We start from the raw sequence: 20,999 nt of genomic DNA on the forward strand, positions 1-20,999 counted from the left end.
AGCGCCGTTAGCTAATTATTAGCATTAACTGGAAATAAGGGAGGATTTTCCTCCCTAGTACAAGAACGAAATTCTAAGGTTTAAGTATGGCCATCTCGATGACTGAAGCGGCAGCAAGCCGAGTACAAACATTTCTTGATAACCGAGGTTCAGGTATTGGATTGCGTCTTGGGGTGAAAACCACGGGGTGCTCAGGAATGGCGTATGTGTTGGAGTTTGTTGACCAGTTAAACGAAGAAGATGAAGTGTTCGAAACGAACACGGTTAAGATTATCATTGATCCCAAAAGCTTGGTTTACCTTGATGGTACTGAACTAGATTTTGTGAAAGAAGGCTTAAATGAAGGCTTTCAGTTTAATAATCCGAACGTAAAAGATGAGTGTGGTTGTGGTGAAAGCTTTACCGTTTAACTGCTATTTCTAGTTCTCATCTCTCTAGCAAACTGGAACTTATCTTAATGACTCATTTTGAACTATTCGGGCTACCTATCCAATATGAATTGGATGGTAGCCTTCTTTCTTCTAAGTTTAGAGACTTACAGCGTCAATTTCATCCCGATAATTTTGCAATGGCTTCAGAAAGAGATCGTCTTCTGTCAGTGCAAAAAGCGGCGCAGATAAACGACGCGTATCAAGCATTAAAGCAACCCATTACTCGTGCAGAATATATCCTGATGCTTAACGGTTTCGATATTAAGGGCGAGCAAAAAACATTGCAAGACCCGGTTTTTTTGATGGAGCAAATGGAGCTTCGTGAAGAGTTAGAAAATATTGCTTCTGAAGATGACCTGTTTGACTTTGACAACAAGGTCAGCAAAATGTACAAACAAATCCTACTCGATGTTAAAAAAGAACTCGATGAATCCCTTTGGGAACAAGCGACCGATCGGGTACGTAAACTTAAATTTATTGTAAAACTTAAAAATGAAGTTGAGCGCGTTGAAGACAAACTCGTTGGTTAATCAACAGGGCAGATACGAAACTCAATTTTGTTGTAAAAATTAAGAATAAAATTGAGCATGTTGAATAAGATATTCGCGGCTCAAATAAGGACGCTCAATGTTATTGCAAATTGCTGAACCTGGACAAAGCCCAGCGCCACATGAAAGTAAACTTGCTGTCGGTATTGATTTAGGCACGACAAACTCACTTGTTGCCTCTGTACGAAGCGGTACCGCTTCACCTTTACCGGATGAAAACGGAAATCATATTCTACCTTCAGTTGTCTACTATCAAAATAAAAAACACCAAGACGAAGGCCATCAAGTTGGCACTGAAGCGAGAAGTCACGCTCAAACAGACCCCAGTAATACCATCATTTCTGTGAAGCGACTTATCGGTCGATCATTGGCTGATATCCAAACACGTTATCCATTGTTGCCATATGATTTTCTTGAAAGTGACAATGGTTTGCCGTTATTGCAAACCAAAGCCGGCGTTAAAAATCCTATCGAAGTTTCGGCTGATATCCTAAAAGCGTTAAACAAGCGAGCTGAAAATACATTAGGCGGAGAGTTAGAAGGTGTTGTCATTACGGTTCCCGCTTATTTTGATGATGCGCAGCGAGCCGGTACAAAAGACGCGGCAACATTGGCAGGAATGAAGGTGCTCAGGTTACTCAATGAACCTACCGCAGCGGCTATCGCGTATGGACTAGACTCGGGAAAAGAAGGCGTTATCGCGGTTTACGACTTAGGTGGTGGTACATTTGATATCTCCATTTTACGTCTTTCTAAAGGTATATTTGAAGTACTTGCTACTGGTGGGGACTCTGCGTTAGGTGGTGATGATTTCGACCATTTGATTGCGAATTACTTCCAGAATCAGCTCGGGTTAGCGTCCCCATTATCTGCGCAACAAAACAGAACACTATTGGATGCGGCGACAGAAGCAAAAATTGCTCTATCAAAAGAGTCGTCCGCCGAAGTCTCTCTTTTCAATGAGACGTGTGTGTTAACACGTGATGAATTTGAAAGCCTAATACAGCCACTCATTAAGAAAACATTGCTTTCTTGTCGCCGTGTGCTGAAAGATGCCGATGTAGACAGTGAAGAGGTGTTAGAAGTCGTTATGGTCGGAGGGTCAACTCGTATTCTTTCCGTACGCGAGATGGTCGGAGACTTCTTTGGTCGCACACCACTTACCACAATAAACCCAGATGAAGTGGTTGCAATTGGTGCCGCGATTCAGGCCGATATATTGGTTGGCAACAAGCCTGATTCTGAAATGCTATTGTTAGATGTTATCCCGCTTTCATTGGGTATTGAAACCATGGGTGGACTGGTCGAAAAAATCATTCCACGTAATACCACAATACCTGTCGCTAAAGCGCAAGAGTTCACGACCTTTAAAGATGGGCAAACAGGGATGATTGTGCACGTGACACAAGGTGAACGAGAGCTAATTGACGACTGTCGCTCCCTCGCTAAGTTTTCTCTTAAAGGAATTCCTCCAATGGCGGCTGGAGCGGCTCATATACGCGTGACCTATCAGGTTGATGCGGATGGGTTGTTGTCTGTTACCGCGATGGAAAAAAGTACAGGGGTTCAGGCCGAGATTCAGGTTAAGCCTTCGTACGGACTAAGCGATGATGAAATTGCTAACATGTTAAGAGACTCGATGACGCATGCCCGAGATGATATGGAGGCGAGAGCATTATCAGAGCAAAAAGTTGAGGCCGACAGAGTAATCGAAGGATTAGTCGCCGCGATGAAAACCGATGGTGATGCATTGCTTACGGATGACGAAAGTAAAGAACTTATAAAAGCCATCGAAGCACTTATTGCGCTTCGAAACGGCAATAATGCAGATGCAATAGAGCAAGGTATTAAAGAAACAGACAAAGCGAGCCAAGAATTTGCGTCTCGTCGAATGGATATTTCGATTCGACGTGCACTTTCAGGTCAATCTGTTGATGATATTTAGTTTGTTGTACTGATTTAAGAGTAGGAAAAGAATATGCCCAAGATAGTTGTATTACCCCATGAAGATCTTTGCCCTGAAGGCGCAGTGTTGGAAGCAAAATCAGGTGAAACGGTTCTTGATGTAGCGTTAAAAAATGGTATTGGAATTGAGCATGCGTGTGAGAAATCATGCTCATGTACAACGTGCCATATTGTCGTTCGTGAAGGGTTTGATTCTCTTACTGAGAGTGACGAAATAGAAGATGATATGTTAGACAAAGCGTGGGGGCTTGAACCTGAATCCCGCTTGGGTTGTCAAGCCATCGTCGCGAATGAAGATCTCGTGGTTGAGATACCAAAGTATACGGTTAACCACGCATCAGAAGACCACTAAGTTTACGAAAGGGAGCAAATGATGAAATGGACTGATTCTCTAGATATTGCTATTGAATTGTGTGATTTGTATCCAGATACTGATCCTAAAACGGTACGGTTTACTGATTTACATAAATGGATCACAGAACTGGAAGAGTTTGATGACGATCCTCAACGTTCTAATGAGAAGATATTAGAAGCCGTCATTCTCTGTTGGATGGATGAAATGGATTAATCGTAAGATTAATTTTGAAGAGTAAAAAGTAAATAATTTAAAAATAGAAGGGCTATGCCCTTCTATTTTGTTTGCAATAATGACAACTTAGACGGTAATTACGATCGCCGAAAAAAGACGCAGTTATAAAAAAGAGAGCTGCATGTAGAGCTAGGAGAAATTATGTCTACACAGATGCAAGTACAGATATCAAAAGATCAAGCGGATGCCCAATGGGGCGAAAAAGCGGTTATCTCATTTAACGAAAGTGGCGCACAGATACATACAAATGGTTCACACGATACGGGTGTTATTCAGAAAGCGGCAAGAAAGCTTGAAGGCAATGGAATCAAGTCAATCCAATTAGTCGGTGACGGCTGGGGATTAGAGGAAGTTTGGACTTTTTTACAAGGATTCCGTTCTCCAAAAAACAAAGGTAATGTGGACTGGACTGCATTAGATGATGCCGATCAAAAAGAGTTGGAAGCAAGAATAAAAACCACAGATTGGGTTCGCGATATAATCAATAAACCAGCAGAAGAGGTAGCGCCAAGGCAGCTTGCTTCTATGGCGGGTGAGTTCATAAAATCGCTCTCTCCAGAAAACGTTACGTACCGTATTGTCAAAGATAAAGATTTACTGTCAGAAGGTTGGACAGGAATTTTTGCTGTGGGTCGTGGTTCTGAAAGGACATCGGCAATGCTTCAGCTAGATTACAACCCAACGGGCGATAAAGAGGCCCCTGTCTTTGCTTGCCTAGTCGGTAAAGGTATCACTTTTGATTCTGGTGGTTATAGTTTAAAACCTTCTAACGGCATGACATCGATGAAGGCTGATATGGGTGGTGCTGGTACCATTACTGGTGGTTTAGGGTTGGCGATTCTTCGCGGTTTGAATAAGCGCGTTAAGCTTATCCTATGTTGTGCAGAAAATATGGTGTCAGGTCGAGCACTAAAGCTCGGTGATATTATTACCTATAAAAATGGCAAAACTGTGGAAATAATGAACACAGATGCGGAAGGGCGTTTGGTTTTGGCTGATGGCCTCATCTTTGCCAGTGAGCAAAATCCAGAGCTTATTATCGACTGTGCTACGTTAACAGGCGCAGCCAAAAACGCATTGGGTAATGATTTCCATGCACTATTGTCTTTTGATGATGAGTTGTCCCATAAAGTATTAACCAGCGCAAACGAAGAGAAAGAAGGTCTGTGGCCATTGCCATTAGCCGATTTTCATCGAGGCATGCTACCTTCCAGTTTCGCCGATTTGTCTAATATCAGTAGTGGTGATTTCGCACCCGGTGCGAGTACTGCCGCCGCCTTCTTATCTTATTTTGTAGAAGACCACAAAAAAGGATGGTTACACTTTGATTGCGCAGGGACTTATCGTAAATCGGCCAGTGATAAATGGTCCGCTGGTGCAACCGGTATGGGTGTCCGCACATTAGCGCGCTTTCTTGTTGACCAATCAAAGTAAAAGATAATATAAAGTCACTAATTAAAATAATAAGGTGGTTTATACCTCTACAATTAACCTAAATGGTTACCTAATAGAATGGGTATAAAACCACCGAATAAACGTCGTAAAGTCAATCAGCATAAACCTTACACATTTCGTAATAAGAATAGTGAAGGTAACAAAGTAAAAAGGAAATCATATGGCCCTTGAAAGAACATTCTCAATTGTTAAGCCTGACGCAGTGAAGCGAAACCTTATTGGTGAAATATATAACCGTATCGAGAAAGCTGGTTTGCGTGTCGTGGCAGCAAAAATGCTTCATTTAACAGATGCACAAGCGAGGGGTTTTTACGCAGAGCATGAAGGTAAAGAGTTCTTCCCTCCTCTAAAAGAGTTCATGATATCAGGTCCTGTTATGGTCCAGGTGCTTGAAGGCGAAAATGCCATTGAACGCTATCGAGAGCTTATGGGAACAACCAATCCTGACAATGCCGCATGTGGCACGATCCGTAATGACTATGCCTTAAGCATGCGTTTCAACTCGGTGCACGGTTCAGATAGCCCTGTCTCAGCGGCTCGCGAGATAGAGTTTTTCTTCCCTGAATCAGAGATTTGTCCTCGAGTAGATTAATGTCGTAGGATACTGTTTCTAATTGAATCTTGAGCGTTTACTTTGCTCACTTCTAGAATCTGGGAAAACAGACTAGATTCTGGGAAAAAGACGTTCAAGATTCTATATTCTAAGTAATCAATCCCTTACCTACCAAGTGTGTTTCAACCCTTGTTGTACCTGATTAAACGCTGTACAATTCGCGCCCTTATTTATAATTAACTTGATGATACGCACAGTGCGATCAGGTTATTTAGTATTTTGTAAAACAACTGTCGTCGAGAGGTCACATGACTACTGCAAAAGTCAATTTAATGGATTTTGATCGTAAAGGACTTCGCCATTTTTTTATTGAAGAATTAGGTGAGAAAGCCTTCCGAGCAGAGCAGGTGATGAAATGGATCTACCAGTTTGGCGTCGATGACTTCGAACAAATGACGAATATCAATAAAAAGTTACGCGAAAAATTACTGCGTGTCGCGGAGATCCGTGCTCCTCTTGTTTCCGATGCTCAGCATTCGTCTGATGGCACGATTAAATGGGCCATGCGTGTTGGCGATCAAGATGTTGAAACGGTCTATATCCCAGATGATGAACGTGCGACATTGTGTGTATCTTCTCAAGTTGGATGCGCCCTTGAATGTACGTTTTGCTCGACGGGGCAACAAGGTTTTAACCGTAATTTAAGGGTATCTGAAATTATTGGTCAGGTATGGAGAGCTGCGAAAGAAATAGGGTTACAAAAAGATACTGGCCGACGTCCAATTACCAATGTGGTAATGATGGGGATGGGTGAGCCACTTCTGAACATGAAAAATTTGATACCAGCATTAGAAATTATGCTTGATGATCTAGGTTTCGGGCTATCTAAGCGTCGCGTAACCGTATCTACATCGGGTGTGGTCTCTGGTTTGGATCAGATGACAGGTGTTATCGATGTAGCTTTGGCCGTTTCATTACATGCCCCGACAGATGAACTTCGTAGCCAGATTATGCCGATCAATGACCGCTGGAACATTCAGGATCTACTTGCCTCCATTCATCGATATGTTGACTCGTCGAACGCCAACCGTGGCAAGGTTACGATCGAATATGTTTTGTTGGATCATGTAAATGATGACATGCAACATGCAAGACAACTCGCAGAAGTAATGAAAGGTACACCTTGTAAGATCAATTTGATTCCATTTAATCCTTATCCTGGTTCACCATACAAAAAGCCAAGTAACTCTCGTATAGATCGTTTCCAGAAGACACTAATGGAATATGAACATACGGTAACAGTACGTAAAACGCGCGGTGATGATATCGATGCAGCGTGCGGTCAGTTAGTTGGTGATGTGATCGATAGAACAAAACGAACAAAACAGAACCAGCTTGGGGAACCAATTCCGGTAAAATCAATCTGATAAGATTGCAATCATTGAATCGGGTGTGACCCGTGCGCTTATTTAAGGCTTTGATTCAATGGTTAGATGGGTTGTAACAACATTTCTTGCATGCATAGTGACGGGTTGTGTTACAGTTACTGAGCAAGATATGGGTGGTAGAAATAGTGATATTGACGCTGCAGATGCAAGAATAGAGCTTGGATTAGGCTATCTTGCTGATGGGAATAGGCTAAAAGCAAGAGAGAATCTTGAATTAGCGGTAAAATACGCACCAAATTACTACCGAACATTGAATTCAATAGCTTATTATTATCAGTTAGTTGGCGAGAACACACTTGCCGAACAAACGTATATAAAAGCATTGCGGGAGTCTCCAAAGAACAGCGAAGTGCTTAATAATTACGGTGCATTCTTATGTCGACTTGGTCAATACGAAAAAGCCGACGAATTTTTTACCCGTGCGATTAAGCAGCCTTCAAACTATCAAGTGGTTGATAGTTTAGAAAATGCAGCGATATGCTCACTAAAGAGTGGTAACAGAGCAAAAGCAGAGCATTATTTTACGCGCTCTTTGGATTATGACCCACACCGTTATTTCTCACTGCTTCAATTGTCTAAATTGAAGTCAGAGAATGGGGATTATAATGATGCAAGGGTTAGACTAATTAAATTTCACGATAGGTTTGGATACCAACTGAGTAGTTTACATCTGCTTATAGAGTTAGAAAATAAAGCAGGTAATAAAGAGTTAGCAGGTGAATACGCTAAAATACTTAAGGTAAAGTATCCGAGCTCTACAAAAAATTAGAAATACATAGCTATGACTACTGAAAAAGAACCAACTGTAACTGAAGAAGTGGTAGAGATCGTTGCTGGAGTACAGGCAGGAGACATGCTTCGTACTAAGCGTGAGCAACTGGGTATTTCTCAAGAAGAGATCGCCGACCGATTAAGGTTGAGACTCACTATCATTCAAAGTATCGATGCAAATAACTATGATTTTGATCAAGTCGCTACGTTTACACGTGGCTATTTACGTTCTTATGCTAAAGCGGTTTCTTTAGACGATAAAGAGGTACTTGCTTCTTTAGATAGCTTTAAAGAAGCGCAGCACTCAGATCATGAAATGCAAAGTTTTTCTCGAAAAACCAAGAGAGACAAACATGATAGCCGCATAATGAAGCTAACGTGGATAATATTTGTTGTTATTATCGGTATCTCTTCTCTTTGGTGGTATCAAAACCAACAAGATACATTAACGGAAGTCAGCTCGATTGATGCTGTGGTATCTGTTATTGCCGCTGAGCCAACGCAATCAAATGAACCTGCGTCTCCAGACCGCTCTCAATTTGAACAGCCTGAAGCGGTGACACTTCCAGCGAGTCTTGAAGAAGATCAGGGGAAGCCAGTAGAACAGATACAACAAGAAGCGGCTGAGCAAGCCGCATTGTTAGAAAATGTAAATGGCGAAGAGGCAGTGATGTCTGAAGTAGAACCAGAAATCGTCATCACGGAAGACAATTCTGAGCCGCTAGAAACAAGCGGTAATGAATTAGCCATGACCTTTTCTGCCGATTGTTGGGTGCAAGTGAAAGATGCCACCGGCAAAACGTTTGCCACCGGTGTTAAGAAAGCGGGTAGTACCATCAAATTTGCTGGAAAAGCACCTTATAAAATTATTTTGGGTGCGCCTGAAGGCGTATCGATGACATTTGCGAATGAACCAGTTGACCTTTCTGGGTATAATACTGGCAAAGTAGCAAGATTCACCTTACCTTAGAAGCTAATATGCAACACGAATCCCCTATTAAACGTCGCTCATCGACCAGAATATATGTCGGCGATGTCCCTATTGGCGACGGCGCACCAATTGCTGTGCAATCGATGACCAATACACGTACTACTGATGTGGCTGCAACTGTTGCTCAAATACGAGCTTTAGAAAAAGTCGGCGCTGATATCGTTCGAGTTTCTGTTCCAACGATGGATTCAGCAGAAGCATTTAAGCTGATCAAACAACAAGTCTCTATTCCCCTTATCGCCGATATCCATTTTGACTATCGTATCGCCCTGAAAGTGGCTGAGTACGGAGTAGACTGTTTACGAATCAATCCCGGCAATATCGGCAATGAAGGTCGAATTCGTTCAGTAGTTGATTGTGCTCGCGATAATAATATACCGATCCGCATTGGCGTTAATGGTGGGTCGTTAGAAAAAGAAATCCAAGAGAAGTATGGTGAACCAACACCCGCCGCTCTCGTAGAATCAGCAATGCGCCATGTTGATATACTTGATAGGCTCAATTTTGATCAATTCAAAGTGAGTGTAAAAGCCTCGGATGTTTTTCTAGCAGTAGACTCTTACCGTTTGCTGGCACAAAAAATAGATCAACCATTGCATTTAGGTATTACGGAGGCGGGTGGAGCAAGAGCTGGTTCCGTTAAGTCAGCGGTAGGGCTCGGTTTATTGTTGTCAGAAGGTATTGGCGATACATTACGAATTTCTCTTGCCGCCGATCCTATTGAAGAAATTAAAGTGGGTTTCGATATTCTGAAATCGCTGCGAATTCGTTCTCGAGGTATTAATTTCATTGCTTGCCCAACCTGTTCTCGTCAAGAGTTTGATGTGATAGCAACGGTAAATGCTCTGGAACAGAGATTAGAAGATATTACCACTCCAATGGACGTATCTCTTATAGGTTGCGTAGTAAACGGACCCGGTGAAGCGGAAGTTTCTCATTTAGGGCTTGCTGGTAGCGCAAGAAGAAGTGCGTTTTATGAAGATGGTAAACGAACCAAAGAGCGCCTTGATAACAATGATCTTCTCGACAATTTAGAAGCAAAAATTCGTGCAAAAGCCTCCATTTTGGACGCGAAACAACGAATTGATATAAACCAAATTGAAAGCAATTAATCTTAACGATTTACGGTAATAGACAGTGGCAAAAACAATTCAAGCAATTCGAGGTATGAACGACTGCCTCCCAACTGACTCACCACTTTGGCAAAAAGTAGAGAGTACAGTAAAACAAGTAGTTAGTGCTTATGGGTATAGCGAAGTACGTATGCCTATTGTTGAGCAAACGCATTTATTTAGCCGTGCAATTGGTGAAGTGACCGATGTTGTTGAAAAGGAGATGTATACCTTTGAAGACCGCAACGGGGACAGTTTAACGCTGCGCCCTGAAGGGACCGCAGGTTGTGTTCGTGCTGGTATTGAAAATGGTCTTCTGTATAACCAAGAACAACGTCTTTGGTATATGGGACCAATGTTTAGACATGAGCGCCCTCAAAAAGGACGCTATCGTCAGTTTCATCAAGTTGGTGTCGAAGTGTTTGGTCTTAACGGTCCGGATGTCGATGCAGAACTGATCATTATGACAGCACGTTTATGGCGAGAATTAGGCATTGCGGATCATGTCCGTCTAGAGCTGAACTCCATCGGGTCTTTAGAGGCTCGTGCTAACTATCGTGATGCATTAGTTACGTATCTTGAACAGCACGAAGATGTTTTAGATGACGATTGTAAACGTCGTATGTATACCAACCCTTTGCGTGTATTGGATAGTAAAAATCCAGAAGTACAAGCTATTTTAGGTGACGCGCCAAAGCTATCTTCATTTTTAGATGAAGAGTCAGTGCAACACTTTTCCGGCTTGTGTGAACTTCTTGACTCTGCTGGAATCGAATACCAAGTTAATGAACGTTTAGTACGCGGTTTAGATTATTACAATCGAACCGTGTTTGAATGGATTACAGAAAGCTTAGGTGCTCAAGGTACGGTTTGTGGCGGAGGCCGCTATGATGGACTTGTTGAGCAATTAGGTGGAAAGGCGACACCTGGAGTCGGGTTTGCTATGGGCTTAGAGCGTCTAGTCTTACTACTCGATACATTGGGGTTAACTGATGTACGTCGTAATGTTGATGTGTACTTAGTTACCGCAGGTGAAGGTACCATGAAAGCGGGTATGAAGTTAGCCGAACAATTACGTGAAACGTTACCGAGTTTACGTATTATGACCCATTTCGGTGGCGGCAATTTTAAGAAACAATTTAAGCGCGCAGACAAAGTCGGTGCAGCGGTTGCATTAGTGTTAGGTGAGAATGAAGTTGCTGAAAATACGGTTGTGGTAAAAGACCTCATCGGTGGCTCGCAAACAACAGTCGCGCAAGCCGATGTTGCAGCTCAACTAATAGAATTGGTTTAAGAGGATTTAAAGTGGAATTGTACGATAGCGAAGAAGATCAAGTTCTAGCCATAAAAGATTGGTGGAGAGAGAACGGTAAAGCCGTCATTTTAGGTGGTGTTATCGGTTTCGGTGGATTATTTGGTTGGCGTTTTTATCAAGATTCAATCATCGAAGCAAAAGAGGCGGCATCAGATAGTTATTCACAAGTGATCGAGCAACTTGCCACCAAAGGTGTTGCCGTCTCTTCTCAAGTGGAGAGCTTTATCGAGTCGAATAAAGACACTGAATATTCTGTTCTAGCCGCACTCCAGCTTGCAAAAGCTCAAGTTGATGTTGCTGAATGGGATGAAGCATTAGCGCAACTAGAGTGGGCAAAAGCCAACACTAAAGATATTGCGATAGGGCCAATTGCCAGCTTCCGCATTGCACGAATCCAGGCTCAAAAAGAACAATTTGATGACGCGTTAGCAACACTTGGCGCGTTGGATTCTATAGCATGGGCAGGCAGAGTCGCAGAACTTAAAGGTGATATTTTATTGCGAAAAGGCGATAAAGATGCCGCATATAGTGCCTACACTGAAGCTCAACAAGCAGCAGATGCAAGCCAAGATATCCAGTTTAAGTTGGATGATCTTGCCAAGTAAGGGCTGAAGTAATGAAGAAAACACTCAGTCGAGTATTATTAAGTACCGCTATTGTGGTTGGACTTGCGGGTTGTGCTAGTGAGGAAGACACAGTGGTTATGGCACCTGTTCCACAGGTTAATAGCCAGTTTACTCCAAGCAGCGATTGGTCTGCGAATATAGGCGATGGTGCTGGCCAGTTCTTTTCAAAGCTGCAGCCTGTGTTTGCCTACGACAAAATATTTGTCGCTAGCCGTGATGGTGAAGTTAAGGCGTTGGATCCTGAAAATGGCAAAATCATTTGGAAGATCGACCTTCAAAAAGAAGGTATTGCCCGTTTATCTGGTGGCATAACTGCATCTTATGGAAAGCTGTTTATTGGTTCTGAGAATAGTGAAGTTATCGCCCTTGATAACGACACAGGTGAAGAGCTTTGGCGTCAACAAGTCATGGGTGAAGTACTATCGAAACCAGCGACTGAGAATAACCTCGTTATTGTTAATACAAGTCGCGGTATTTTAGAAGCTCTTGACTCTGAAACAGGCGAACAAGAGTGGACGATAGGTACAGAAGTTCCTAACCTGACATTGAGAGGAGATAGCTCTCCATCTACAGTGTCTGGTGGTGTTTTTTGGGGAACGGCGAATGGTCGTTTAGCCGCTGCAATTGTCGCTCGTGGTCAATTAATATGGCAACAACCGATAGGTATTCCCAAAGGTGCAACTGAAATAGATAGATTGGTTGATGTTGATTCCTCACCGGTTATCTTGGGTAGTATGCTTTATACCGTTGGTTTCAATGGTCAATTAATCGCCATTGACTTGCGTTCAGGTGCACCAGCGTGGAAGCGCACCTATTCATCTACCTTGGATATGGCAACAAATGGCTCTGATTTGTTCTTAGTCTCAGACAACGATCATATCGCTGCTGTCGATGTTCGAAGTGGTACCGAAATCTGGACAAATAAACAGTTAGAGAACCGTTTGCTCACTGCGCCTGCGCTAATAAACGGTTATTTGGTCTTTGGTGATGCGGAAGGTTATTTACATTGGTTGGATACGGATACCGGTGAATTTGTTGCCCAGCAGTTGATCAATGATAGCGGTTTTGCTGTCGGTCCAATTGAAGTGAACGACGGATACCTGATTACGACACGTGACGGTAAAATCCGTAAGTTAAAAATCGACTAGATCTTAACTCAAATAATGAAAGTGTGATAGAATTCACGTTCGGCTCCTGACTTTGCGGTCAGGAGCCGTTTTGTTGTAAGAAATAACGTTTGCGGTATTGAGTCGTTGTTGAATTGAGTAGTTATAGGTAAGTCTTCAAAAACTTACCTATAACTACATAATAGAATGTTTTTTGTAGAGGTTGTTATGATTCCTGTTGTTGCCCTTGTAGGGCGTCCAAACGTAGGCAAGTCTACGCTGTTTAACCGATTAACACGTACGCGTGATGCACTTGTTGCAGACTTTCCTGGGCTGACTCGTGACCGAAAATATGGTCAGGCTAAACTTGGCGAACATGAATTTATTGTTATTGACACCGGTGGTATTGACGGCACAGAAGAAGGTGTCGAGACCAAGATGGCGGAGCAATCACTTGCTGCTATCGATGAAGCCGATGTTGTGTTGTTTATGGTTGATGGTCGTGCGGGTTTAACCGTAGCCGATCAAGCCATCGCGCAACACCTGAGAAAGATAGAAAAGCCAGCTATGCTAGTGGTCAATAAAGTAGATGGTGTTGATGCGGACGCTGCAAGTGCGGAATTCTGGCAACTTGGTATGGATAATATGTACCAAATTGCGGCCTCACAAGGCCGCGGTGTCACGGCATTGATTGATCTCGCACTGAGCCCATTTGCTGAAGCTTTGAATGAGAAAGAAAAAGGCGACATTGAAGACCTAACCGATCTTGTTGACGATGATGAAGAGAAGCTGGAATACACGGAAGAAGAAGCGGAAGAAGAGTTCAAGCGCTTGCAAGATCAGCCAATTAAACTGGCTATTATTGGTCGTCCAAATGTAGGTAAATCAACGCTGACAAACCGAATCCTCGGTGAAGAACGTGTGGTTGTTTACGACATGCCTGGCACCACTCGAGATTCTATCTATATCCCAATGCAGCGTGATGAACGCGAGTATGTGTTAATAGATACGGCTGGTGTTCGTCGTCGCAAGCGTATCAACGAAACAGTAGAAAAGTTTTCTGTGGTGAAAACGCTTAAAGCAATAGAAGATGCTAACGTCGTGTTGGTGGTTATCGATGCACGTGAGAATATATCTGATCAAGATTTGAGTTTGTTAGGTTTTGCATTAAACGCAGGTCGCTCCATTGTTATAGCGGTAAATAAGTGGGATGGTTTAGATACCGATATCAAAGCTGATGTTAAGAAAGAGTTGGACCGTCGATTAGGTTTTATCGATTTCGCTCGTATTCACTTTATCTCTGCGTTACATGGTACGGGTGTAGGTCACTTATTTGAATCTGTTCAAGAAGCCTATAAATCGGCAACAACACGTGTTGGTACTTCTGTACTTACCCGTGTAATGAAAATGGCAACAGATGACCATCAGCCACCGCTTGTTCGCGGACGTCGTGTTAAGCTTAAGTATGCTCACGCTGGTGGCTATAACCCACCTATTGTGGTTATTCACGGTAATCAAGTTAAAGCGCTTCCAGACTCTTACAAGCGCTACCTAATGAACTACTACCGCCGTTCATTAGAAATTATGGGCACGCCAATTCGTATTCATTTCCATAACAGCGAAAACCCATTTGAAGGTAAGGTTAATAAAATGACGCTCTCTCAAGGACGCAAAAGAGACCGCGTATTGAGTATGATGAAAAACAGAAAAAAATAGTTAGAAAGCGCCTTTAAGGCGCTTTTTTCTTCCCTTCAAAAAGACACCTTCAAAGAAATGAACGATCGTCTCTTTGGTCTGTGCCCGAAAGATCAAAAAATTAAAATAAAACTTCCGTCAATTCCGTAGAAACGCAATACTGTCCTTCAGAAAAGTTTTCATCAATGTACACCATTACATTTTATCGGCACCATTCAAAGACAACTATTCTATACGTGGATTTTTATGGAAGCATGAACATTTCTCTGTTTGTCGATAGATTACTGCCAAGTGAATTTCGATGTTTAATTTTCATTGATCAATTTTGTTAAATACTGAGATCTAAAGAATAAATTAATCAATTAAGAATAATAATCTGTGTAAAATGCATATGCAGGATATGTAACTTATGCTTTCGGGTTGTGTGTATATTTATGTTCTTAATAGGGTAGATCGCTGATCAAAATTGATAAAGCAGAAGATCTGATGAGGATCTTTCTTTTGACCGGTTATTGAGTGGCAATGGGTATTAAGGTTTAATTCAGTTTGTTGAGGAAGAGTATGTCGGTTGAAAATGTATGCCCAAAATGCGGTAGGTCATTGGAATGGCACGAAGGATCCTATCGCTGTGACGATTGCAATGTCAGCTACAATAAAGTGGCGTTTTGTCCAAAGTGTGAAGCTGAGTTAGAAAGGCTACAAGCTTGCGGTTCGGTGAGTTACTTTTGTAACCGCTGCAATGAAATGAAATCTAAATCCGCCATTCGGATTGAGTTTCAGGTTCAAGGAGAGTCACTCGGCTAGTTTACGGTGGAGGTAATTTCGCCATCAACGAATTGGGTGATCATTTGATCGCCCTTTTCCAATTTAGACGCATGAGATATGACCGTTCCGGATGCATCCTTACTAATCGAATAACCGCGTTTTAAAGTAGCTAACGGGCTAACTGCATCTAACTTTTCTGCATGAAGCGCGAGGCTATGATTCGACATCAACATAGTGCGATGGATAGCATCGATTAACTTTTGTTCTGCTTGAATCAACGCATGCTTTTGTTGATTCAATTGTTTATCTGGAGAATTAAGATGCAGCCGATGGCTAAGGTTCTGGATTTGATGTTGTCCTGAACGTGTCTGTTCTTCGATTGAGCGGATCAAACGAGATTCTAGATCATCTAATCTCTGGTTCTGTTGCTCTAAACGGTAGCTAGGATGTTGTTTTTCAAGCCGATGATTGAACTGCTGTAGCAGGTAATGTCGCTTAGACAGGTTTACTCTAACGGCATTTTCCAAACGATTTTTTCGGGAATGCAGTGCTTGTACTTTATGGCTTTGGTCTCGGCTTACTAGCTCTGCTGCTGCGGATGGGGTTGGTGCGCGAACGTCAGCAACAAAATCAGCGATAGTAACGTCGATTTCATGACCTACGGCACTGATAATAGGAATGTCGCTTGCGGCAATAGTTCTAGCAACAACTTCATGGTTGAAACACCAGAGATCTTCTAACGAACCGCCGCCACGGCCGACGATCAATACATCACATTCATCACGAGAGTTTGCTCTGCCAATGGCTTGCGCGATTTCGAACGTTGCCGCTTCTCCTTGAACCGTCGTTGGATAAACAATGACAGGCAGGTTAGGGTCTCTGCGTTTAAGGACATCTAATATATCGTAAAGAGCAGCGCCTGTTTTAGAGGTGATGACACCGACGCACTTAGGGTTCTCTGGAAGCGGTTTTTTTAACGACTGAGCAAAGAGACCTTCTGCAGCCAATTGCATTTTGAGTTTATCAAACTCTTGTTGTAACTTGCCATCGCCTTCTGGCTGCATGCTTTCAATGATTAGCTGGTAATCCCCACGTGGCTCATAAAGAGACAGGCGTGCCTTGACCAAGACTTGATTGCCGTTTTCAGGTCTGAATGTTACTCGGCGGTTATTTCCGCGAAACATGGCGCACTTAACCTGAGCGCGAGAGTCTTTTAGAGATAAATACCAATGCCCTGAAACTGGTGCAGAAAAATTAGAAATCTCGCCGACTAACCAAACGATACCCATCTCGTTTTCCAGCAGTAGACGAACTTCTGCATTAAGACGGGATACAGTAAATATGTTTTGGTTGCTTTGCACAGACAAGAGAATACCACAGGACGTGAGTATGGAAATTAGCGGCAATATAATACATAGCAAGAGGGTTAATGCAAATTAAAAGTTAAAAAATGAGTAGCGAAACGATTGCGTCGTGCGTATAATCCGTCTGCAATATCAATTTAGATTCAAATTTGATTCATCCTTATTATGCGAAACGATAAGGGTGAATTTTTCGTATTTAACCTCGGTTTTTTTAAAACCATAGTTGAGAGATATTGCAATGCTACGAATAGCAAAAGAAGCGCTCACTTTTGATGACGTTTTACTCGTCCCCGCACATTCGACAGTGCTTCCTAATACAGCGGACCTTCGCACCAAGTTAACCAAAAATATTTCGCTGAATATTCCTATGTTATCGGCTTCTATGGATACCGTTACGGATGCTCGCCTTGCCATCGCACTGGCTCAAGAAGGTGGTATCGGTTTTATTCATAAAAACATGTCCATTGAAGAGCAAGCTGAACAGGTTCGTTTAGTGAAAATCTTCGAAGCAGGTGTGGTTTCGCATCCAGTGACAGTTAAACCAACCAATACGATCGCAGATGTACTCGCTCTAACCGAAAAAAACGGTTTTGCTGGCTATCCTGTTGTTGCTGAAAACAATGAGTTAGTTGGTATTATCACTGGTCGTGATATCCGTTTTGTGACTGACCTTGATAAAACAGTCGATCAGGTGATGACACCAAAAGCACGTTTAGCTTCCGTAAAAGAAGGCGCATCTCCAGAAGAAGTTCAAGAAGAGATGCACAAAGCTCGTGTTGAAAAAGTGTTGGTTGTAAACGATGCGTTTCAACTAACGGGTATGATTACTGCAAAAGACTTCCACAAAGCAGAGCGCAAACCTAACGCCTGTAAAGATGATAAAGGTCGTCTGCGTGTTGGTGCCGGTGTCGGTGCCGGCGCGGGTAATGAAGAACGTATTGCAGCCCTTGTAGAAGCAGGCGTAGACGTACTGCTTATCGACTCTTCACACGGTCATTCAGAAGGCGTACTTACTCGTATTCGTGAAACACGTGCCGCTTATCCTAATCTAGATATTGTGGGTGGCAATGTTGCAACAGGTGCCGGTGCAAAAGCGCTCATCGACGCTGGTGTCAGCGCGGTGAAAGTGGGTATCGGCCCGGGTTCAATTTGTACTACTCGTATCGTAACGGGTGTTGGTGTACCTCAAGTCACGGCGATTTCCGATGCGGTCGATGTTGCAGACCAATATGGTATTCCTGTTATTGCTGACGGTGGTATTCGTTTTTCTGGTGATGTCTGCAAAGCAATCGCTGCGGGCGCATCTTGCGTCATGGTTGGTTCAATGTTCGCCGGTACGGAAGAAGCGCCGGGCGATATCATTCTTTATCAAGGTCGCTCATACAAATCTTATCGTGGAATGGGCTCTCTAGGCGCGATGTCTCAAGGGTCTTCAGACCGTTACTTCCAAAGCGATAATGCCGCAGACAAATTGGTTCCTGAAGGTATCGAAGGTCGTATTGCTTATAAAGGTCGCCTGAAAGAGATTGTTCATCAGCAGATGGGTGGTTTACGTTCGAGCATGGGCTTAACGGGGTCGGCGACCATTGAAGATATGCGCACTAAAGCTGAGTTTGTTCGTATCTCTGGCGCTGGCATGAAAGAGTCTCACGTACATGACGTGCAGATAACTAAAGAAGCGCCAAACTACCGTTTAGGTTAATTTTTTGTAATCTAGTTATCGATGTGAATAGGGTTAATCCGATAGACTTATGTTCACATCGATTGAGAACTGACTTGTTGTAGAGTTATTTCATCAACCTAATTTGAGAAGAGAAAATGACAAAAGATATCCACGATCAACGTATTTTGATTTTAGATTTTGGTTCTCAGTACACACAGTTGATTGCACGTCGAATTCGTGAAATTGGCGTTTACTGTGAATTGTGGAGCTGGGATGTCGATGAAGCGGATATCCGTGAATTCAACCCTAACGGTATTATTCTTTCTGGTGGGCCAGAAAGTGTGACACAAGATAACTCTCCACGAGCGCCTCAATACGTTTTTGAAGCGGGCGTTCCTGTCTTTGGTGTCTGTTATGGCATGCAGACCATGTCTGAACAGCTTGGTGGCAAAGTCGCGAGTTCTGATGAACGCGAATTCGGTTACGCACAAGTTAAAGTGATTAGCGAATGTGAACTGTTCAAAAACATCGAAGATGCGATTGCTGAAGATGGAGCACCACTGCTAGACGTTTGGATGAGCCACGGAGATAAAGTGGTTGGTATTCCATCCGACTTTACTAAAGTAGCAGAGACAGATACCTGCCCATTTGCGGCGATGGCAAATGAAGAGAAAAGATTCTATGGTGTTCAATTCCACCCAGAAGTAACGCATACCCGCCAAGGTCTGCGCATGCTAGAGAATTTCGTTCTCAATATCTGTGGTTGTGAAAAGCTGTGGACTTCTCAATCTATCATTGAAAATGCGGTTGCTAACATAAAAGAGCAAGTAGGGGATGACGAGATTATCCTAGCATTATCTGGTGGCGTGGATTCTTCGGTTGTCGCTATGTTAGTGCAGCGAGCGGTTGGTGATAGATTGACCTGCGTTTTTGTTGATAACGGTTTGCTACGTTTGGACGAAGGTCAGCAAGTGATGGATATGTTTGGAGATCATTTTGGTCTGAACATTATCAAGATTGAAGCGGAAGAACGCTTTTTAAGTGCATTGGCTGGTGAAGCCGATCCAGAGAAAAAACGTAAAATTATTGGCCATCAGTTCATCAACGTATTTGATGAAGAGTCGAAGAAGCTTAAGAATGCCAAATGGCTTGCGCAAGGTACCATTTACCCTGATGTGATCGAGTCGGCGGCTTCTAAAACAGGTAAGGCGCACGTTATCAAGTCCCACCATAATGTTGGTGGCCTTCCTGATGATATGGAAATGGGTTTAGTTGAACCATTACGCGAACTGTTTAAAGATGAGGTTCGTAAGATTGGTCTAGAGCTTGGGCTCCCATACAACATGTTATACCGCCATCCATTCCCTGGCCCGGGTTTAGGTGTTCGCGTATTGGGTGAAGTTAAAAAAGAGTATTGTGACCTTCTTCGTCGTGCAGATGCTATCTTCATTGAAGAGCTTCATAATGCCGACCTTTATAATAAGGTTTCTCAAGCGTTTACGGTTTTTCTTCCTGTTCGCTCTGTTGGTGTAATGGGCGATGGCCGTAAATACGATTGGGTTGTGTCATTGAGAGCGGTAGAAACTATCGACTTCATGACCGCAATTTGGGCGCATTTACCATATGATTTCTTAGGAAAAGTATCCAACCGAATCATAAATGAAGTGGATGGCATTTCTCGAGTGGTATATGACATCTCTGGTAAGCCGCCAGCGACGATTGAGTGGGAATAAACATCTGATTACTTGTCCGTAATTGGTACCCCAAAAGCCAGCTTTCGAGCTGGTTTTTTTAACCTAAATTTATGCAATGTATCTTTTTGTATTTGATGTGGAATAACAGTTGAACCTGAACAAAATTTCATCTAATATGCGCCAACTTCAACTTTTTTTTATTTCTTTCAACTATTTTTGATAAGGTTAAGACCAGATGTCGACACAACTAGCAAACCCAGCCCCATTAGGTCTAATGGGCTTTGGTATGACAACTATCCTTCTGAATATCCACAATGCAGGATTTTTCCCAATGGATTCAATGATCCTAGCGATGGGCATCTTTTACGGTGGTATAGGTCAAGTTATCGTTGGCATAATGTGTTTTAAGCGTGGTGATACATTCGGTACCACAGCATTTAGTTCTTACGGCTTATTTTGGTTGACGCTTGTTGGCTTAATCGTAATGCCTAAGATGGGACTAGCGGCAAGCCCTGAAGGGTTTATGGGTTGGTATCTTACTCTTTGGGGTATCTTCACTGGCTTTATGTTTATCGGTTCTCTTTGTTATCCAACGGCGAAGCAAGTAGTTTTTGGTTCTCTAACTATTCTGTTCGCTCTTCTTGCCATTCGAGATTTCACGGGTAGTGAATTTGTTGGTACGATTGCCGGTTTTGAAGGTATTTTCTGCGGAGCGAGTGCGATTTACTTTGCCATGGCGCAGGTTCTTAATAACGAGTTTGGTCGTGAAGTCATGCCTGTCGGTAAGCCTTTTATTGGTCGCGCTAAAAAAGAGATAGTAATTGCAGAGCAAGCACCAGCTTAGAAGCAATAAACCACACGGTTAACAATAGACTTTACTTAAAAGGCTTTAGTGAAAACTAAAGCCT

Annotated in this window: 20 protein-coding genes; 19 read left to right on the forward strand and 1 reads right to left on the reverse strand. The window is 42.8% G+C overall.

The window, feature by feature from the left end:
* Nucleotides 1–86: 86 nt before the first annotated feature.
* From iscA to IUZ65_RS03195, 16 genes are all read left to right on the forward strand, one after another.
* Nucleotides 87–410 (forward strand): iron-sulfur cluster assembly protein IscA, encoded by a 324-nt coding sequence (gene iscA, locus IUZ65_RS03120; RefSeq protein WP_195702344.1) that lies wholly within the window; start codon nt 87–89, stop codon nt 408–410.
* 47 nt (nt 411–457) lie between these two features.
* Nucleotides 458–961, forward strand: a complete 504-nt coding sequence (hscB, locus tag IUZ65_RS03125) for a co-chaperone HscB (protein WP_195702345.1) — start codon at nt 458–460, stop codon at nt 959–961.
* 97 nt (nt 962–1,058) lie between these two features.
* The gene (hscA, locus tag IUZ65_RS03130; RefSeq protein WP_195702346.1) at nt 1,059–2,924 is read left to right on the forward strand and encodes a Fe-S protein assembly chaperone HscA; all 1,866 of its coding nucleotides are present in this window, start codon (nt 1,059–1,061) and stop codon (nt 2,922–2,924) included.
* 33 nt (nt 2,925–2,957) lie between these two features.
* Nucleotides 2,958–3,296: an ISC system 2Fe-2S type ferredoxin gene (gene fdx, locus IUZ65_RS03135; protein WP_195702347.1), complete on the forward strand. Its 339-nt coding sequence runs from the start codon at nt 2,958–2,960 to the stop codon at nt 3,294–3,296.
* A gap of 21 nt (nt 3,297–3,317) precedes the next feature.
* Nucleotides 3,318–3,512, forward strand: coding sequence for a Fe-S cluster assembly protein IscX (gene iscX / locus IUZ65_RS03140; RefSeq protein WP_195704979.1), 195 nt, complete (start codon nt 3,318–3,320; stop codon nt 3,510–3,512).
* 162 nt (nt 3,513–3,674) lie between these two features.
* Entirely contained in the window at nt 3,675–4,967 is a 1,293-nt protein-coding gene (gene pepB, locus IUZ65_RS03145) for an aminopeptidase PepB (protein WP_195702348.1), read from the forward strand.
* Nucleotides 4,968–5,148: 181 nt separating this feature from the next.
* Nucleotides 5,149–5,580 carry a nucleoside-diphosphate kinase gene (gene ndk / locus IUZ65_RS03150; RefSeq protein ID WP_195702349.1) on the forward strand — a complete coding sequence of 144 codons (432 nt, stop codon included), beginning with the start codon at nt 5,149–5,151 and terminating at the stop codon, nt 5,578–5,580.
* Between the two features lie 269 nt (nt 5,581–5,849).
* Entirely contained in the window at nt 5,850–6,968 is a 1,119-nt protein-coding gene (locus IUZ65_RS03155) for a bifunctional tRNA (adenosine(37)-C2)-methyltransferase TrmG/ribosomal RNA large subunit methyltransferase RlmN (RefSeq protein ID WP_195702350.1), read from the forward strand.
* 58 nt (nt 6,969–7,026) lie between these two features.
* On the forward strand, nt 7,027–7,758 hold the full coding sequence (pilW, locus tag IUZ65_RS03160; protein ID WP_195702351.1) for a type IV pilus biogenesis/stability protein PilW: 732 nt from the start codon (nt 7,027–7,029) through the stop codon (nt 7,756–7,758).
* A 12-nt stretch (nt 7,759–7,770) separates the two neighbouring features.
* Complete coding sequence (gene rodZ, locus IUZ65_RS03165; RefSeq protein WP_195702352.1) at nt 7,771–8,730, forward strand: cytoskeleton protein RodZ; 960 nt, start codon at nt 7,771–7,773, stop codon at nt 8,728–8,730.
* Nucleotides 8,731–8,738: 8 nt separating this feature from the next.
* Nucleotides 8,739–9,863 (forward strand): flavodoxin-dependent (E)-4-hydroxy-3-methylbut-2-enyl-diphosphate synthase, encoded by a 1,125-nt coding sequence (gene ispG / locus IUZ65_RS03170; protein WP_195702353.1) that lies wholly within the window; start codon nt 8,739–8,741, stop codon nt 9,861–9,863.
* 25 nt (nt 9,864–9,888) lie between these two features.
* Nucleotides 9,889–11,157, forward strand: coding sequence for a histidine--tRNA ligase (gene hisS, locus IUZ65_RS03175; protein WP_195702354.1), 1,269 nt, complete (start codon nt 9,889–9,891; stop codon nt 11,155–11,157).
* Nucleotides 11,158–11,168: 11 nt separating this feature from the next.
* Nucleotides 11,169–11,783, forward strand: a complete 615-nt coding sequence (locus IUZ65_RS03180) for a YfgM family protein (protein ID WP_195702355.1) — start codon at nt 11,169–11,171, stop codon at nt 11,781–11,783.
* An 11-nt stretch (nt 11,784–11,794) separates the two neighbouring features.
* Nucleotides 11,795–12,952: an outer membrane protein assembly factor BamB gene (gene bamB / locus IUZ65_RS03185; protein WP_195702356.1), complete on the forward strand. Its 1,158-nt coding sequence runs from the start codon at nt 11,795–11,797 to the stop codon at nt 12,950–12,952.
* A 186-nt stretch (nt 12,953–13,138) separates the two neighbouring features.
* Entirely contained in the window at nt 13,139–14,626 is a 1,488-nt protein-coding gene (gene der, locus IUZ65_RS03190; protein ID WP_195702357.1) for a ribosome biogenesis GTPase Der, read from the forward strand.
* Nucleotides 14,627–15,166: 540 nt separating this feature from the next.
* Complete coding sequence (locus tag IUZ65_RS03195) at nt 15,167–15,409, forward strand: zinc ribbon domain-containing protein (RefSeq protein WP_195702358.1); 243 nt, start codon at nt 15,167–15,169, stop codon at nt 15,407–15,409.
* On the opposite strand, the gene xseA is transcribed toward IUZ65_RS03195, so the two are convergent.
* On the reverse strand, nt 15,406–16,737 hold the full coding sequence (xseA, locus tag IUZ65_RS03200; RefSeq protein ID WP_443083724.1) for an exodeoxyribonuclease VII large subunit: 1,332 nt from the start codon (nt 16,735–16,737) through the stop codon (nt 15,406–15,408). The genes IUZ65_RS03195 and xseA overlap by 4 nt on opposite strands.
* Nucleotides 16,738–16,972: 235 nt before the next feature.
* Here xseA and guaB point away from each other — a divergent pair, with 235 nt between their 5' ends.
* From guaB to IUZ65_RS03215, 3 genes are all read left to right on the forward strand, one after another.
* A complete protein-coding gene (gene guaB / locus IUZ65_RS03205; RefSeq protein WP_195702360.1) occupies nt 16,973–18,436 on the forward strand; it encodes an IMP dehydrogenase in 1,464 nt (487 codons plus the stop codon).
* A 116-nt stretch (nt 18,437–18,552) separates the two neighbouring features.
* Nucleotides 18,553–20,130 carry a glutamine-hydrolyzing GMP synthase gene (guaA, locus tag IUZ65_RS03210; RefSeq protein ID WP_195702361.1) on the forward strand — a complete coding sequence of 526 codons (1,578 nt, stop codon included), beginning with the start codon at nt 18,553–18,555 and terminating at the stop codon, nt 20,128–20,130.
* A 196-nt stretch (nt 20,131–20,326) separates the two neighbouring features.
* Nucleotides 20,327–20,935: an acetate uptake transporter gene (locus tag IUZ65_RS03215; protein ID WP_195702362.1), complete on the forward strand. Its 609-nt coding sequence runs from the start codon at nt 20,327–20,329 to the stop codon at nt 20,933–20,935.
* Nucleotides 20,936–20,999 lie beyond the last annotated feature (64 nt).

Source organism: Vibrio sp. VB16, assembly GCF_015594925.2.
Lineage (GTDB): Bacteria > Pseudomonadota > Gammaproteobacteria > Enterobacterales > Vibrionaceae > Vibrio.

What these genes read in the sequence shown, in the direction of transcription:
- iscA (WP_195702344.1), top strand. Translation starts at nt 87, where the DNA reads ATGGCCATCTCGATGACTGAAGCGGCAGCAAGCCGAGTACAAACATTT.
- hscB (WP_195702345.1), top strand. Translation starts at nt 458, where the DNA reads ATGACTCATTTTGAACTATTCGGGCTACCTATCCAATATGAATTGGAT.
- hscA (WP_195702346.1), top strand. Translation starts at nt 1,059, where the DNA reads ATGTTATTGCAAATTGCTGAACCTGGACAAAGCCCAGCGCCACATGAA.
- fdx (WP_195702347.1), top strand. Translation starts at nt 2,958, where the DNA reads ATGCCCAAGATAGTTGTATTACCCCATGAAGATCTTTGCCCTGAAGGC.
- iscX (WP_195704979.1), top strand. Translation starts at nt 3,318, where the DNA reads ATGAAATGGACTGATTCTCTAGATATTGCTATTGAATTGTGTGATTTG.
- pepB (WP_195702348.1), top strand. Translation starts at nt 3,675, where the DNA reads ATGTCTACACAGATGCAAGTACAGATATCAAAAGATCAAGCGGATGCC.
- ndk (WP_195702349.1), top strand. Translation starts at nt 5,149, where the DNA reads ATGGCCCTTGAAAGAACATTCTCAATTGTTAAGCCTGACGCAGTGAAG.
- IUZ65_RS03155 (WP_195702350.1), top strand. Translation starts at nt 5,850, where the DNA reads ATGACTACTGCAAAAGTCAATTTAATGGATTTTGATCGTAAAGGACTT.
- pilW (WP_195702351.1), top strand. Translation starts at nt 7,027, where the DNA reads ATGGTTAGATGGGTTGTAACAACATTTCTTGCATGCATAGTGACGGGT.
- rodZ (WP_195702352.1), top strand. Translation starts at nt 7,771, where the DNA reads ATGACTACTGAAAAAGAACCAACTGTAACTGAAGAAGTGGTAGAGATC.
- ispG (WP_195702353.1), top strand. Translation starts at nt 8,739, where the DNA reads ATGCAACACGAATCCCCTATTAAACGTCGCTCATCGACCAGAATATAT.
- bamB (WP_195702356.1), top strand. Translation starts at nt 11,795, where the DNA reads ATGAAGAAAACACTCAGTCGAGTATTATTAAGTACCGCTATTGTGGTT.
- der (WP_195702357.1), top strand. Translation starts at nt 13,139, where the DNA reads ATGATTCCTGTTGTTGCCCTTGTAGGGCGTCCAAACGTAGGCAAGTCT.
- IUZ65_RS03195 (WP_195702358.1), top strand. Translation starts at nt 15,167, where the DNA reads ATGTCGGTTGAAAATGTATGCCCAAAATGCGGTAGGTCATTGGAATGG.
- guaB (WP_195702360.1), top strand. Translation starts at nt 16,973, where the DNA reads ATGCTACGAATAGCAAAAGAAGCGCTCACTTTTGATGACGTTTTACTC.
- guaA (WP_195702361.1), top strand. Translation starts at nt 18,553, where the DNA reads ATGACAAAAGATATCCACGATCAACGTATTTTGATTTTAGATTTTGGT.
- IUZ65_RS03215 (WP_195702362.1), top strand. Translation starts at nt 20,327, where the DNA reads ATGTCGACACAACTAGCAAACCCAGCCCCATTAGGTCTAATGGGCTTT.